This window comes from Leekyejoonella antrihumi (genome assembly GCF_007845645.1).
Taxonomy (GTDB): domain Bacteria; phylum Actinomycetota; class Actinomycetes; order Actinomycetales; family Dermatophilaceae; genus Leekyejoonella; species Leekyejoonella antrihumi.
In genome coordinates this window covers 15,559-30,322 of record NZ_VCQV01000049.1, presented here as the reverse complement: position 1 = coordinate 30,322, position 14,764 = coordinate 15,559, and the positions used below count along the sequence as shown (strand labels likewise).

10 protein-coding genes, 1 pseudogene and 1 other annotated feature are annotated in these 14,764 nt (G+C 66.8%); of the genes and pseudogenes, 4 read left to right on the top strand and 7 right to left on the bottom strand.

Features of this window, described 5'->3' with window-relative positions; all coding sequences use genetic code 11:
• Positions 1 to 693 precede the first annotated feature (693 nt).
• Both FGL98_RS22490 and FGL98_RS22485 read left to right on the top strand, forming a co-directional pair.
• Positions 694 to 2,007, top strand: coding sequence for an IS110 family RNA-guided transposase (locus tag FGL98_RS22490; protein WP_246136700.1), 1,314 nt, complete (start codon positions 694 to 696; stop codon positions 2,005 to 2,007).
• Between the two features lie 86 nt (positions 2,008 to 2,093).
• Positions 2,094 to 2,297 carry a hypothetical protein gene (locus tag FGL98_RS22485; RefSeq protein WP_146320725.1) on the top strand — a complete coding sequence of 68 codons (204 nt, stop codon included), beginning with the start codon at positions 2,094 to 2,096 and terminating at the stop codon, positions 2,295 to 2,297.
• 535 nt (positions 2,298 to 2,832) lie between these two features.
• Here the strand turns inward: FGL98_RS22485 and FGL98_RS22480 are convergent.
• Positions 2,833 to 4,060: pseudogene (locus FGL98_RS22480) on the bottom strand (IS3 family transposase).
• Positions 3,660 to 3,791, bottom strand: a sequence feature (AL1L pseudoknot). It overlaps the preceding pseudogene by 132 nt.
• A 216-nt stretch (positions 4,061 to 4,276) precedes the next feature.
• On the opposite strand from FGL98_RS22480, the gene FGL98_RS22475 reads away from it, so the two are divergent.
• The gene (locus FGL98_RS22475; RefSeq protein ID WP_246136699.1) at positions 4,277 to 5,869 is read left to right on the top strand and encodes a recombinase family protein; all 1,593 of its coding nucleotides are present in this window, start codon (positions 4,277 to 4,279) and stop codon (positions 5,867 to 5,869) included.
• Here the strand turns inward: FGL98_RS22475 and FGL98_RS22470 are convergent.
• From FGL98_RS22470 to gabT, 6 genes are all read right to left on the bottom strand, one after another.
• Positions 5,810 to 6,028 (bottom strand): hypothetical protein, encoded by a 219-nt coding sequence (locus tag FGL98_RS22470; RefSeq protein WP_146320721.1) that lies wholly within the window; start codon positions 6,026 to 6,028, stop codon positions 5,810 to 5,812. The genes FGL98_RS22475 and FGL98_RS22470 overlap by 60 nt on opposite strands.
• A gap of 37 nt (positions 6,029 to 6,065) precedes the next feature.
• Positions 6,066 to 6,740 carry a site-specific integrase gene (locus FGL98_RS22465; RefSeq protein ID WP_146320719.1) on the bottom strand — a complete coding sequence of 225 codons (675 nt, stop codon included), beginning with the start codon at positions 6,738 to 6,740 and terminating at the stop codon, positions 6,066 to 6,068.
• 714 nt (positions 6,741 to 7,454) lie between these two features.
• On the bottom strand, positions 7,455 to 8,642 hold the full coding sequence (locus tag FGL98_RS22460; RefSeq protein ID WP_146320717.1) for an acyl-CoA dehydrogenase family protein: 1,188 nt from the start codon (positions 8,640 to 8,642) through the stop codon (positions 7,455 to 7,457).
• A gap of 26 nt (positions 8,643 to 8,668) precedes the next feature.
• Positions 8,669 to 9,865: a CaiB/BaiF CoA transferase family protein gene (locus tag FGL98_RS22455; RefSeq protein WP_146320715.1), complete on the bottom strand. Its 1,197-nt coding sequence runs from the start codon at positions 9,863 to 9,865 to the stop codon at positions 8,669 to 8,671.
• A complete protein-coding gene (locus FGL98_RS22450) occupies positions 9,862 to 11,391 on the bottom strand; it encodes an aldehyde dehydrogenase family protein (RefSeq protein ID WP_146320713.1) in 1,530 nt (509 codons plus the stop codon). The genes FGL98_RS22455 and FGL98_RS22450 overlap by 4 nt, the downstream gene beginning before the upstream one ends.
• Complete coding sequence (gene gabT, locus FGL98_RS22445) at positions 11,388 to 12,794, bottom strand: 4-aminobutyrate--2-oxoglutarate transaminase (protein WP_146320711.1); 1,407 nt, start codon at positions 12,792 to 12,794, stop codon at positions 11,388 to 11,390. The genes FGL98_RS22450 and gabT overlap by 4 nt, the downstream gene beginning before the upstream one ends.
• A gap of 133 nt (positions 12,795 to 12,927) precedes the next feature.
• Here gabT and FGL98_RS22440 point away from each other — a divergent pair, with 133 nt between their 5' ends.
• Positions 12,928 to 14,466, top strand: a complete 1,539-nt coding sequence (locus tag FGL98_RS22440; RefSeq protein WP_186526329.1) for a PucR family transcriptional regulator — start codon at positions 12,928 to 12,930, stop codon at positions 14,464 to 14,466.
• Positions 14,467 to 14,764: the final 298 nt, after the last annotated feature.

The following is a 14,764-nucleotide window of genomic DNA, read 5'->3' as shown; positions in this document are numbered from 1 at the left end:
GTACACGACCAAGGAAATCGACGCGCTGCCCCTGACCCGCCACGAATTCCACGGCGACTGGAACTACACGCTGGCACCACCCGACACGCCGTAACCAACCCACATTATTAGATCGCAGCCCCTTAGTGCCAGCGGGTGTGTGTCGGGAAGGCAGCAGCGAACAGTCGATCCACTGCGGTTTTGACGCGTGCCCATCGCGGTTCTTGGAGCTGGCCGTTTGCTCGGAGTTCGGCGACTTCAGCGAGCACGCGTGCGCAGGCGGTCGGGGACGCGATGACCGCGGCGACGTGCTCGTCGATCGAGACCTTGGGCGCCGCTGGCGTTGCCTCCTCTGTGACGATGCGGACGGCGATCGCTCCGGATGCGGCGGCGCGCCGTTCCTCGTAGGCCGCTCTCCGGCAGGCTTGGGAGCACCAGACGGGCGGGCGTCCTCGGCCGGTTGAGGCTACGATCTGACCGCACCTGGGGCACGTTTTAGCGCTCATGTAGCGAGTCTAGTTCCGTACGGACGAAATAAAAAATCCGGAATGCAAGAGGTGTAATCGCATGCGCTCCTTCGTCGCGCTGCCCTGGGGGATGAGAATGGGGGTGTCGTCCGGCGACGTCGACGCACACTGGTGCGGTTGAGCCCGTAGAGGTGTATGACGCGAGTCTTCAGGTGTCTGTGGATTGTTGCTGCGAGCACGTGGGTCTGTGTCCTGGCAGAAGGCCTTCCGGGCGGCGAGGGCCGCGAGGGCCGCGGCCGGAAGTACTGCCTGGAAGGTAGTGGTCGTGGTGGATGTGATGTTCGATCGGGTCGCGGGGCTCGATATTGGGAAGGCGTCGTTGACGGTGTGTGTGCGCACGCCGGGTGTCGGGCGGGGCCGGCATACCGAGACGCGCACGTTCAAGACGACGTTGGGTTCGCTGCGGTTGATGCGGGACTGGTTGCTGGAGCAGGGCGTGAGCATTGCGGCGATGGAGTCCACGTCGACGTACTGGAAGCCGCCGTTCTACTGTCTGGAGGAGGTCATGCAGGTGTGGCTGTTGAACGCGGCCCACATGAAGGCTGTCCCCGGTCGCAAAAGCGATGTGCGAGATGCTGAGTGGATCGCTCAGTTGCTCGAGCACGGCCTGTTGGCACCGTCGTTCGTGCCGCCGCCACCGATTCGCCGGTTGCGGATGCTGACCCGGTACCGGGTTCAGCTGTTGGGGGACCGGACCCGGGAGTCCGTGAGACTGGAGCTGATGCTGGAGGACGCGTCGATTAAGTTGTCCTCGGTGGCGTCCAGTTTGAGCACGGTGTCGGCGCGGGCGATGCTGGCGGCGATGATCGAGGGCGAGCGGGATCCGCTGGTGCTGGCCGAGATGGCCAAGGGCCGGATGCGGGTGAAGATACCGGAGCTGGCGCAGGCGTTGGAGGGCCACTTCGACGAGCACCACGCGCAGCTGGCCGGGTCGATCCTGCACCGGTTGGACCTGGTCGAGGCCGCGCTGGCCGAGCTGGAGGAGACGCTGCGGGTCGAGTTTGCGCCGTGGGCGCACCAGCTCGAGCTGTTGCAGACGATCCCGGGTGTCGGGGAGCATGTCGCGCAGGTGATCGTGGCCGAGACGGGCGCGGACATGTCCCGCTTCCCGTCGGCGGCGCACCTGGCCGCGTGGGCCGGGCTCGCGCCGGGGATGTACGAGTCCGCCGGGAAGCGCCGCCAGGTGGGCAAGCGGCACGGGAACCGGTGGCTGACCGCGATGCTGGTCGAGTCCGCGGGGTCGGTGGGTCGGATGCACGGGACGAACTACCTGTCGACCCAGCACGCCCGCCTGTCGCGGCGGCGGGGGATGGGTCGGGCGCAGGTCGCGGTCGCGCACTCGATCCTGGTCAGCGCGTACTACATGCTGCAGCGTGACGAGCCGTACCACGACCTGGGGCCCGAGTGGTTCGGCCGACGCGATGACGAGGCGCACACCCGCCGGCTGGTCGCGCAGCTGGAACGGTTGGGGCACACCGTGGTGATTGACCCCGCCGCGTAATCGACTCTCGCCCAAGGAAATGCCGGGCTTCGCCCGACAGCGCTGACGCGCGCGCTGTGGCAGGGTATTCACGGGTCTGTAATCGCATGCGCTCCTTCGTCGCGCTGCCCTGGGGGATGAGAATGGGGGTGTCGTCCGGCGACGTCGACGCACACTGGTGCCGCCCTCGGGACCTGGCTCCCGGAAGCCTGGTCGTCGACTCGCACCCCGCGACCGTCACCCTCAAGCAGGACTGGCTTCTTGGTTTGGTTCCCGGGTGGCTGGATGAGTTGTTCGCTCTGGGGCATTGAGCGGCCACGGTCGCGTCGTTGATCGAGGCGGCTTCACTCGAACAGGCGGCGCCGGCCGCCTGGCCCCTTCATGAATTCATCCCACTGGTTGCCGCAGGGGGTGGTGGTGTTGGCGGTGACAGAGTCGTCATGTCGACAGACCCCAGGGTCAGGCATCCGCTCACGTCCTGTTACGCGGGAGCCAATCGACAGCACGCCGCCGTGGTCTGTGGCCCAGTCGTCGGCACCGCGAAAAGACACGATCACGTCGTTAGCTCCGAGAGAAGAGACGTGAACTGGACACGGCTCAGACCCGCTGTTCACGTCAGGCCGGCGAGGCGACGCCGCTACTTACAGGCTGACGGCGCCGATGCCCGGCGCTGGCAGCGAGCCGTCTAACCACGGTCGGCGCGATCGTTGCGGGCCGCACGGAGAAGGGCCACGAACGGTTGAGCGTACCGTACCGTGGCGCGTCGGTTGCCGGTCGCGACTGCTTGCGGATTACGAGGGGCTGTCAAGTCCCGAGTTTTGTTGAGGGTCAGCGTGTGTTGAATTCTTAGGCTGCGATGTCAGTGGTTTGGTGCTCGGCCCAGTAGGCGTCTTCGACCTCGATCGGAGGTTGATAGTTGAGCATGGAGTGGATCCGCTCGTTGTTGAACCAGGCGACCCAGTCGGCGGTGGCGGCCTCGACATCGTCGATGCCGTCCCAGGGCCCGTCGAGGTGGATCAGTTCGGCCTTGTAGAGGAGGAGTTGAGGGCCTCGGCCATCGCGTTGTCGTAGGAGTCGCCGCGGGACCCGACGGAGGCCACAGCCTCGGCTTCCTCGAGGCGGGTCGCGTACCGCAGCGCGCGATACTGCACGCCCCGATCGCTATGATGTACAAGGCCTTTCACGTCCTGCCCGGCACGAGAACGGGCGTGCAAGCCCATCTTCAGTGCGTCCAGCGCGAGGTCGGTGTACATGCGGGTCGAGGCCTGCCAGCCGACGATCCGCCGGGAGAACACATCGAGCACGAACGCGACATACACCCACCCGGCCTCGGTCCTCACGTAGGTAATGTCGGCGACCCAGAGGCGGTTCGGGGCGTCCGCGACGAACTGCCGATCGACTAGATCCTTCGGCCGGCCAGTCTCGGGTGCCGGGCGCGTGGTGCGCGGGAACCTGCCGCGCACGGTGCCGCGGATCCCGAGCTCTTTACAGAGCCGTTCGATGGTGCACCGGGCCACGTCGATGCCGTCCCGGCGTAGCTGTCGGTGGATCTTGCGGATCCCGTAGACCCGCATCCGCTGGTGCGCGTGGATACGCATGATCTCCTCCTTCAGGTACGCGTCGCGTCGGGCGCGCAGTGAGGGTGGGCGCTTCTTGTGGGCGTAGTAGGTGCCGGGGGCGATCTTCACGTCGAGCTCATCGGTCAGGACGCGGCAGATCGGTTCGACTCCCCAGCGGTGGCGGTGCTCGTCGATGAACGCGACGACTACCTGGATGGGCGGTCGAACTCCGCCGCGAAGAAAGCCGCCGCGGACTTAAGGATCTCGTTGCTTCGGCGAAGTTCTCGGTTCTGCTTCTCCAGCGACCGGATCCGCTCTTCGGTGTCCTCCCGCTCGACGGGCAGACCCGCCTTCTCGGCCTGGCGGACCCAGTTACGCAGTGCTTCCTTGTGCACGCCCAGCTGGTCAGAGATCCTCGCGATCGCACCAGTGCGGGTCTCCGGGTCACGGCGAGCCTCCACAGCCAGCCTCGTCGCACGCTCCCGCAACTCCTGCGGGTACTTCATATTCGCCATGATCGATCGGTTCCTTCCAGGAAATCTGGCTTTCCCTCAATCAAACCAAGGACGAGTCAGGCCGGCATCCCGGGCCGATCGTGGTGTGCTGTTCCTGGACGAGTCGCCGGAGCGAAAGTACACCATGCGTCGCACCAGGGAGTCATGGACACCAAGAATAGGCCCGTTCATCGTAGGCCCGCGCGGACCACCAGGTCACGGACGTATGCGCCGTTCGTGTCATATGGCGTTCCGGTTCAACCGGATACGAAGCCGGTCTGGTTGTATCTGCGGCTGTCGAAGTACCACAAGGACGGGGCCGATGCCATCGAGCGGCAGCGCATCGACCTTCAGCGGAAGCTGGCCCGGGAGGGCGGCTGGACGATCATGGGAGAGTATGTCGACAACGACAGTGCGAGCGTCAGCGCGGCCCGTGTCCGTCGAGGCTGGACACGGTTGAACGAGGCGATTGACGCCGGTGAGGTCACCGCCCTGGCGTTCTGGAAGCTTGACCGCACCAACCGGATCGCCTATCAGATCCTTGAGTGGCTGGGGCATTGTCGCACCCTGGGGGTTCGGCTGGTCTCGCACGAGGACTCGGCCGACGAGCTGAACAGTGCCAGCGCGAACGGGAAGATCGTCAGCGGCATCAAGGCGCTGTTCGCCGAGATCGAGACCGACACGATGAGCATCCGTCAGCTCGACTCGAAGAAGCACCTCGCCGAGGCGGGATTCATACACGGTGGCACGGTGCCGTTCGGGTGGGCGCCGGGGGAGCACGTGACCGACGAACAGGGACGGACCGGTCGGCGACTGGTGCCACACCCGATCGAGTACCCCGCCCTGCAGAGCGCCGTCGACATGGTCTTGTCCGGGCACAGCCTGACCGAGGTAGGGCAAGAGTGGGTAGACAGGTTCGGGATTGTCACCGCCGCCGACAGGCCGATCCAAGCTGGCAACATTCGCCGGATGCTGGTGTCCCCCCGGATGATCGGCTACCGTATGCGGCAGGTGCCCGAGCATCAGCGGGGGGTTCGGATCGACTTGATGAAGTACGTGGCGCGCGACGTGTCCGGCGAGCCGGTGATCGGCCAGGAGCCGGTCTGCGACCTGGTCACCTGGCGGCGAATGCTGAAGGCTCTGGAGTCCCGCCGTACGCAGCAGGGACATGCGCCGTGGGGCTCCAGCGGTTTCGAGTGGATCCTCACCGGCCTGCTTCGGTGCCCGGGGTGCGGTCGCGGCCTGTTCGGGTGCTCCAAGGCCTGGACGACGGCGAGCGGCGAGCGGCGCAGGGCGGGGCGGTACTCCTGTCGGGCCAATGCGCGGTTCGGTAAGGGGTCCTGTCCCGGTGGCCGGTCGGTGCAGAGCGGGGGCGCGGACGCCTACGTGCTGGGCTGGCTCACCGGGTACGTCACGCCCGAGCGGTTGGAAGCGGCCAGGGCGCGGGCGGTGTGTGCGCAAGAGTCCGCGGCTGTCAGCCGGGGGAGCGAGGAGTTGGAGGCTGCCCGAGCCGAGCGGGACGAGCTGCTGCGCAAGCAGGGTAGCGGTCAGTACCGCGGGCAGATGGTGTCGCTCATGGTGCAGATGCTGCGGGACGTGACAGATCGGATCGAAATGTTCGAGAGGCAGTTGGCCAGGTCGGCCCCACCAGAGACATTGAGCCCGACCGGAAACGAGCTGATGCAGCTGTGGCCGGACGTGACGGTCAGTCAGAAGAGGTCGGCGTTGGCGCTGGTCATCGACCGGGTCGACGTCGCGCCGGGAACCGGGTCAGCCGCCGAGCGGCTGACCGTCGTCCCCAAGGCCGGCCTCCTTCTTCCCGGCGAGTAGGCGGGCCATCGCGTCCGCGGCCTCGTGGGTCATTGGTCGCCTCATCGACGCCTTTCGACCCTCGGCGACTCCGGCACGGAACGTCTCGGCCGCGTCGGCGCCGATCCACTCGGGCAGGTCGGTGCGATCGGACTCAGCAGGCGTCGGTTGGGTGCTCATGCCCTAGCGGTGCGACGCCAAGCACAGCGATCCCGCGTTACAGCCCGAGGTCGAGCACCGCGGAGCCATTCAGCGGGTTCCAGTCGCGGTCATATACGTCGACCATCGCATCCGAGGAGTGTCGGGCCTGACGCCTGACGGCCCTGGTCGGAGCGCCGTTGCGGCGGGCCTGGGTGACCATGCCGCGCGCAGGGAGTGCCAACCGTAGTGTGGTGAGTGGTAGCCGGCCGCGTCCAGGCGGCGTTTGAGCATGGCATTCAGACCCGGAGATCGCGCGGGCGTGGTCGATGCGGCCGAACTTGTCGAGCCGCCGCAGCAGGGGAACGACGGGGTCGAGCGCGAGAGAGGACTCGGAGCAGACATGCGCCCAGTAGGCCGGGTCTGCGGGGGTGTTCAGCACCCATGTCATCGCGTCGGACTGCTTCGGTGCGGCGAGCGGGCGCAGCCAGCGGGGCCGGGCACACGGCACACAGGTCAGAGAAGTGGTGCCGAACGGGATGCCGAGCACCGCGGCCCCGCCCCTCCGGATCGGTCTGTCTTGGATCGGCCGAGCTGCACCCGTAGGCCGTCCTCGGTAACTGGCGCCGGCGCCAGATGGCCCGATTGTCAGGCTGGCTTCCTCGGAGCGGCGCAGCGCGACCGTGAAGCCCAGCAGCAAGGCGAGGGTGTCCCGTGCGGAGGTCGGCCGGCCACCCGCGGTGGTCCGTGGCATGGAAGAGGTCAGGAGTTCGAATCTCTAGGGGGTAAAGGCCGTGTCCGAGGGGGACTTGGACTTTTCTCCCACTTCGGAAGGTCTGGAATCTCGCGGCTTGATACCCGACCTGGGAGCGAGACTGGTGGTAATGCTTGGCTGCGTCACGGAGTCAATGGACGGTGCGGCCAGTCCAGCCGGTGTCATGCCTATCGAGTTGCGGTCTCGTTGCAAGATAGATCGGCCCATGGCCTTCGTGGTGGCGTTGCGCCCTTGGGGTGATACGGACGGGCTGCTTGGCGCTGGTAGCGTTCCGGCGGGCCGGGAAGCTGCTCATGGAACGTCTTTACTGCTGCACGTGTCCGATCGACACCGCATTCGCCGAACCCGAACCGCAGCAACACGCGCCGCCCGTCCACCGGTAAGTACTTCGTGGAACGCATGCACGCTACGCGTGAGGTCCCGCACGCGCGGGCATGTCACGGCCTGATCCCGTGTCGACGCGCGTACGCTGGTCGCGTCGACGCGAGGCCCTCGACACCGTCGGTCCTCATAGCCGACAAGCCGGAGAAGACTATCCTGACGATGAATTTCGCTACGTTACACGCCGCCATCCTGGTCAGGAGCCTCGCCGAGTGAGGCCACGACGCGTCCTGCCACCATCGAAAGGTACGCCAGACCTTCCCCGGCCTGAGGTCAAGCGCTCTTCTGCGACCGCCGTGATCGACCTCAGCCTCAGTGGAAGGCGGGATGGCCCGTGATCGCCTGTCCCAGGATGAGTGTGTGCATCTCGACTGTTCCCTCGTAGGTGAGGACGGACTCGAGGTTGTTCATGTGCCGAATCACGGGGTACTCCAGTGATACCCCGTTCGCACCGAGAATGGTGCGTGCCGCCCGGCAGATGTCGAGGGACTCTCGGACGTTGTTGAGCTTGCCCATGCTCACCTGTTCTGGACGAGCGAGTCCGGAGTCCTTCCGGCGACCGAGGTGCAGGGCAAGTAGGAGCCCCTTGATGTACTCCAGGGACATGTCGACGAGCTTGGCCTGCGTCAGCTGGTAGGCGGCGATCGGTCGGCCGAACTGGGTGCGTTCGCCGGCGTAAGCGATGGCGCAGTCCAGTGACGACCGCGCGGCCCCCAGCGCACCCCATACGATGCCGTACCGCGCCTCGTCCAGGCAGCTCAAAGGGCCCTTGAGCCCTCGAGCCTCGGGCAATAGCGCCGTCGATGGCAGACGCACATCGTCGAGCACGAGCTCGCTGGTCACTGAGGCCCGCAGCGACTGCTTGTGCTGGATGATCGGCGCGGAGAAGCCGGGCGTGTCGGTCGGCACGACGAAGCCTCGGATGCCGTCGCCTGTCTGTGCCCACACCACGGCGACGTCGGCCACGGATCCGTTGGTGATCCACATCTTTCGTCCGTCCAGCACCCAGTCGTCACCGTCCCGGCGCGCCCTCGTGCGCATCGACCCAGGGTCGGAACCGTGGTCGGGCTCGGTGAGCCCGAAGCAGCCGATCACTTCGCCGGCCGCCATCTTCGGCAGCCACTCGTCCTTGTGAGCCTTCCTACCCCAGCGCCAGATAGCGAACATCGCCAGTGACCCCTGCACGGACACGAGCGAGCGGATGCCCGAGTCGGCTGCTTCCAGCTCGAGGCACGCGAGCCCATAGTCGACCGCACTCATCCCGGCACAGCCGTAACCGTCGAGGTGCATTCCGAGGACTCCGAGCGAGCCGAGCTCTTTCGCGAGGCCGCGGATGTCATCGATCTCCCCGCGTTCGAACCAGTCTGCGACGAACGGGTTGATTCGGCGTTCGCACATCTCGCGCACTGAGTCGCGGACGGCCTTCTCGTCATCGGAGAGTAGGTCGTCGATACCGGCGGGGTCATGCGGGTCGAACCTGGTGAGCTGCGGGTTGGTCATGGTGATTGGCGATCTCTCGAATGGGGTCAGCCGTTGCTGACCGTCGGGTGTGTGGACGGTTGCTGATCGCGGCGCTCTGCACCGGTATCTCGATCAAGGAGCCAGGATCGGATCTCCGCGTCGTGTTCCCCGAGGGAAGGTGGCGGGGTCGGTGTGCGGGTCACGCTGCGGGAGTAGGTCACGGCGTGACGCACTTGTGGCGGGTGGTCGGGCCCGACGTGCACGGTCGGGCCCAGGCCGAGGCGGCGGGCAAGGGCGATGCCTGAGCCGATGTCTCCCACCTTGCCAGCAGGGACACCGGCTTGGGTGAGCCTTTCGCTCCAGGAGGCGGCGTCGGCCACTGAGAGAGCCAACTCGAGCTCGGTAACGAGCTCGGCTCGGTGCGCCACGCGTTCGGGGTTCGTAGCAAACCGCGGGTCGGCAGCGAGTTCGGGGCGTCCTGCTTCGTCGGCGAGACGAGCGAACTGCGCGTCGTTCCCGCAGGTTACCGCCAGGAGCCCATCTTGGCACCGGAGTGTCTGGTAAGGAGCGATCGATGGGTGTGCATTGCCGAGGTGGCTCGGGTTGACGCCGGTAGCCAGGTATGAGCTTGCCTGATTCGCAAGGGATCCGAGCAACGATGACAGCAAGTTGACCTCGACGTGCTCACCGGTTCCTGTTCTTGCGCGCGCCGACAGCGCTGCCAGGATGCCGATCACGGCGTCCTTCCCGGTGAGCACATCGACGAGCGCGACACCGACCTTCATCGGCTCACCGTCAGTCTCCCCGGTGATGCTCATGAGGCCGCCGACGGCCTGAACGAGAAAGTCATAGCCGGGCAGTGCTGCACCGTCACGGCTCCCGAAACCGCTCACCGAGCAGTACACGATGCGAGGATTCGACTCGGACACTTGGTCATAGCCGAGTCCAAAACGGTCGAGCGCGCCCACCTTGTGGTTCTCGACGAGGATGTCCGCACGGGCGGCGAGCTCCTGCGCCAATGCACGGTCCGCTGGATCGGTCAGGTCGAGGGAGATGCTCTTTTTCGAGCGGTTGGCGCACTCGAAATAGGCACTGGATGTGGCTGTCCACGGGGGCCCCCAGCGTCGCGTGTCATCTCCAGAGTCCGGTCGCTCGACCTTGATGACCTCGGCACCGAGGTCTGCCAGTGTCGTGGTGGCCAGCGGCCCAGCGAGGACCCGGCTGAAGTCTGCGACGACCATCCCTTCCAGGGGAGCAGTCATGACGCGAGTCCTTTCGCGGGGGCGGGGCGCAGGACGCTATCGACCCGACGTGGTAGGGCCCAGGGGTTCGCGCTCTGGAGTGCCGGTGGGAGAGCATGGTCCGGCACGCTCTGGAACGCCACGGGTCGTGTGAAGCGGTCGAGGGCGGCCGCACCGACCGAGGTTGCGGCCGGAGCGGACGTGGCAGGCCATGGGCCGCCGTGCTGCTGGGCCCAGGTCCAGGAGACACCGGTGGGCCAGTCGTCCACGGTGACGCGGCCGGCCAGTGTGCTGAGCCGAGTGACCAGCGCGGCCGTCTCCGGGTCGTCGGCGCCACCCGTCATGACGCTCGCCACCAGGCAGCCTTGAAGGGCGTCGAGTGCGCTGTTGCGCTTGGCCTCGTTGGCATAGTCCACCAGCAGGATCACCGGGCCGAAACACTCTTCCAGGAGCCGACTCCCGTCGGTGAGCGCACTGATCGGCGCCCGCAGGACGGTTGGAGTCGCGGCCCAGCCGACGGCCGGTCCAGGGCCGCGCACGACGACTTCGGCGCCCGCAGCGGTCAGTTCGTCGATGCCGTCCCTGGCGGCGGCCGCGATCTCGTGTGTCAGATGCCATGCGGGCGACCGGTCCTCGGACAGGAGTCGGGTAATCACACTGGCCATGTCGGTGCCAGCGGGCGCAAGCAATAGACCTGGTTTCGTGCAGTACTGGCCGGCTCCCAGAGTGAAGGACTCGACCGCCCCGCGGGCGACGTCCGCGAGCTGGGTCCTTGCGGCTGAGTGGGTGACCACTACGGGGTTGACGGTGCCCATCTCTGCGAACACGGGGATGACAACCTCGCGCTGGTTCGCCAGGCGCCAGAGCGCGAGGCCGCCTCGTTGGGACCCGGTGAATCCGACCGCAGCCGTATGCGGCGATGTCACCAGTGTGGACCCGGCCTCGAATCCGGCCACCAGGTCGAACGATCCCAATGGTGCTCCGGCAGCCTCGAGAGCCACCTTTGCGACCTCGCCCAGCCGAGTGGACAGAACGGGGTGCGCGGGGTGCGCTTTGGCAACCACAGGGCACCCTGCCGCGAGGGCGGACGCCGTGTCGTTACCAAGGACGCCGAAGGCGAATGGAAAGTTGCTCGCACCGAAAACAGCTACCGGCCCGAGCGGTACCCGAGTCCGGGCGATTGCGGCTGTCGTCGGAGTTGCGCTGCCGAGGGTGGCACCGAGGTAGGAGCCCTCCTCGGCGACCGATGCGTAGAACCGAAGCTGCGCTGCTGTGCGTGCGAGCTCTCCCGACAAGCGGGCCTCGCCCAAGGCGGTCTCTCGATCGGCCAGATTGACCAGCTCGGCTGCCACCGCAGGCCGGTCGAGTGTGTCGGCCACCGCACGGAGCCAGCCTGCGCGTGTGCCCGGGGCGGCTGCCGCGATGTGCGGCGCGCTTCGTACGGCGGCCATGAGGGTCGCCTCTACCTTGTCGGCGGTGCTCGTGTCCGCCTGGCTGACGACGTTGCCGGTGCGTGGGTTCCAGCTCGGCTCGGTCACCGCGGTCATGCGGGCGCCCGATTCACGTACTCACGAATTGCGTGCTCGATGACGTCGAGCGCGTCGTCGAGCAGCGCCGGCTCGATGACGAGCGGGGGAAGGAGTCGGATGACGTTTCCGAACGTCCCACATACCAGCGTGATAACGCCTTCGGCGTGGCAGTGGGCGGCGATTGCCTTGGCCGCAGCCGGATCCGGCACGGTCGTGCCGGGCTTGACGAGTTCAATCGCCAGCATCGCTCCGCGGCCTCGGACGTCGCCGATCATGTGGCAGCCGTCTGCGAGGGCTCGCAGCCGTGGCAGCACCTGCGCCTCGATCGCACGAGCGCGCTCGACTAGCCCGTCACGTTCGATCACAGCGATGGCTGCCAGAGCGGCCGCACACGCGACGGGGTTGCCGGCGTAGGTGCCGCCGATCGATCCGGGCGCGACCGCGTCCATCAGGTCGGCGCGCCCGGTGACCGCGCTGAGCGGCATACCACCGGCGAGGGCCTTGGCGCTCGTGATGATGTCGGGCACCAGGCCTTCGTGCTCCGAGGCGAACATGTCACCCGTGCGCCCAAACCCGGTCTGAATCTCGTCGGCGATGAACACGATGCCGTGCTCGCGGGCGAACTCCTGCACGCCGGGCAAGAAGCCGGGCGAGGGGACGATGAAGCCTCCCTCGCCCTGGATCGGTTCCGCGATGATCGCGGCGACTCGGTCGGTGCCGACCTGGGTCAGGACAAGTTCCTTGAGCCGGGCAAGCGCATCCTCAGTCGCGCGCCCGGGTCCGGCTGGGGAGCGGAAGGGGTATGCCGTCGGTGTCCGGTAGACCTCTGGGGCGTAGGGCCCGAAACCGGCTTTGTATGGCACATGCTTGGCCGTCATGGTCATCGTCAGCAGCGTGCGTCCGTGGTAGGCGTGATCCAGCACGATCACCGCGTCACGCCCGGTTGTCGTGCGAGCGATCTTGATCGCGTTCTCCACCGCCTCGGCGCCGGTGCTGAACAATGCCGTTCGCTTCTCGTGATCTCCTGGCGTCAGACGGTTCAGTGCCTCGGCGACATCGACGAAGCCGTCATATTCCGTGACCATGAAGCAGGTGTGCGTGAAGCGCGCAGCCTGATTCGCGACCGCGGCAGCGACGTCCGGATCGGATGCACCGACACTCGTCACGGCGATACCCGATGCCAGGTCGATGAGCTGGTTGCCGTCGACATCGACGACGATGCCGCCAGACGCCTGCTCGACGAACACCGGAAGGGTCACACCGAACCCCGCCGACACGGCCGACTCCCGCCGGCGCTGCAGCTCCCGTGAGCGGGGGCCGGGAATGGCGGTCTGGAGCAGCCGCCGCTGAACGATGGTCGACACCTCCTCGGTTGCTGCGTGTGCGGAACCTGGAGCAGGTCGGGCGACGGTGTCGGTCATGGTGTCCTCGCAGGCAGTCGGTGTCGGTCTGCAGCAAATCTAGATCGCGAGCGTCCAGACCCATATGGACAAAGTGGCCTACAACAGGCGATCATGTTCGACAGTTCGTCGATTGTCAGGAGGGATTCTCAGGATGGCTGTCCTGCTTGACTGGCTGGTGGATCAGCACGATTTGGGCTTGCGTGTCGTCGCCGGGAGCGTGGCGGACGTCGAGATCTCCTGGGCCCACGCGATCGAGCTGGTCGACCCGTCCCCCTGGCTGTCCGGCGGAGAGCTCATCCTGACCACCGGCCTGCGTATGCCGTGCAGCGGGCATGAGCAGGTGGCCTACATCGACAGGCTCACACGCGCGGGCGCAGCTGCCCTGGCCTTCGGGGTGGGCATCCGATTCAACGAGGTGCCCACCAGGCTTGCCGCAAGCTGCGCGGACCTCGGCCTGCCGCTGCTCGAGGTGCCACTGGCGACACCATTCGTCGCCGTTACTCAGGCGGTCGCACGGCGAATTGCCGACGAGCGGGCCAAGTCCTTGAAGAGCACCATCCGCACGCAGCGCGAGCTGACTAGCGCTGCGCTTCGCAGTGGGCTCGAGGCGCTGGTGTCACGGCTCGCGAGGACGCTCGGCGCACCGGTAGTCATCCTCGACGAATCGCTGGAGGTGACAACGGCCTCTGCCAGGTCCGCCGAGCTCGCTGCCGTCGCTCGCGAGCGGCTCGTGACGGCAGGATCGGGTCAACGGCTCGTCACAGTGGAAGGCCCGTCCGGGCCGATCGAGCTCCACGGACTCGTCGGGCGATCGATGCGACGAGGTTGGCTCGCGGCCGAGGTCGGGCAGCATGCGGACCCGACGTCGCGGATCGTGCTCCACCACGCGATCTCAGTCGCCACCCTCTACGTCGACGTTCCGGCCGAGTTCGAGCAGCTGCGATCTCGAATGGCCGACACTGTGCTTGGCCTGCTCCTGGACCCGTTGACGGCGACGCCGTCGGTCGTCGCCGAGCTGCGCAGCTTTGGGTTCCTCGCGGATGCGCCAGTCACGATCTGTGCACTGGAGCTCGCTTCGGGTGAAGCCGCGCGACCTCGGGGAGGGCCACGCCTACGGGACTCGATCGAGGTGTCGCTGCGCGAGGCAGGCGTGCCCGCCGCGCTTACCCTCGTCGACGGCCGCGCAGTGATCTGTGTGCCGGCGACCGCGCACAAGGCCGCCGTCGAGCGCATCGCACGAGCCTCTTCAGACGCGCGGGGGAGTGCGCACTGGATAGTCGGGGTCGGGCAGGCGATGCCAGCCGAAAGCGCCTCTCATGGTTTGGCATCGGCGCGTCGTGCAGCCCGGACGGCACGACTTGAGGGACAACCAGTCGGGTGGTCCGACCGGCTCACGCTCGACGGTGTGCTGATGGACCAGCAGGTACGGGCCAGGATTGCCGAGCTGGCGGGTCCGATTGTTGCCCCCATTCTGCCGGACGCCGCGGCCGCCGAGCAAGATCTCCTTGCCACGCTCTCGGCCTTCCTCGATCACAACGGGTCTCTCGAGGGCGCGGCCCGAGCCGTCGGGATCCATCGCCACACTCTGCGGCATCGTCTGACCAAGGTCGAAGAGCTCACGGGACTCAGCCTCGACATTGCCGACAACCGGATCGTCCTTGCCCTCGCGCTGAGGACCCAGGGCCCGTAGACCAGGACATTCCGGGGACGGATGACGGCCACCATCCCCATGGTGGCGGCCTTCATCCATCGCGCCGGAGTCAGGGCCCGTCCGGGACCGCAGTTGGGGCTGTGAGGGAAGGGGCCCTTGTACTCCGCGCATCGTCTCCTCAACGCCGCGCCGATGACTTGCTGACCTACTCAGATCGGCCCGATTGAGCAGCGGGCCAATCGAGGTCATCAACAGTCGACCGAGCAGCTGCGAGGCTCCACACTTGGGCTCCCGCAATCCTTATGGCGCGCGGCCTTGGTGGAGTCCGGAGGATTCA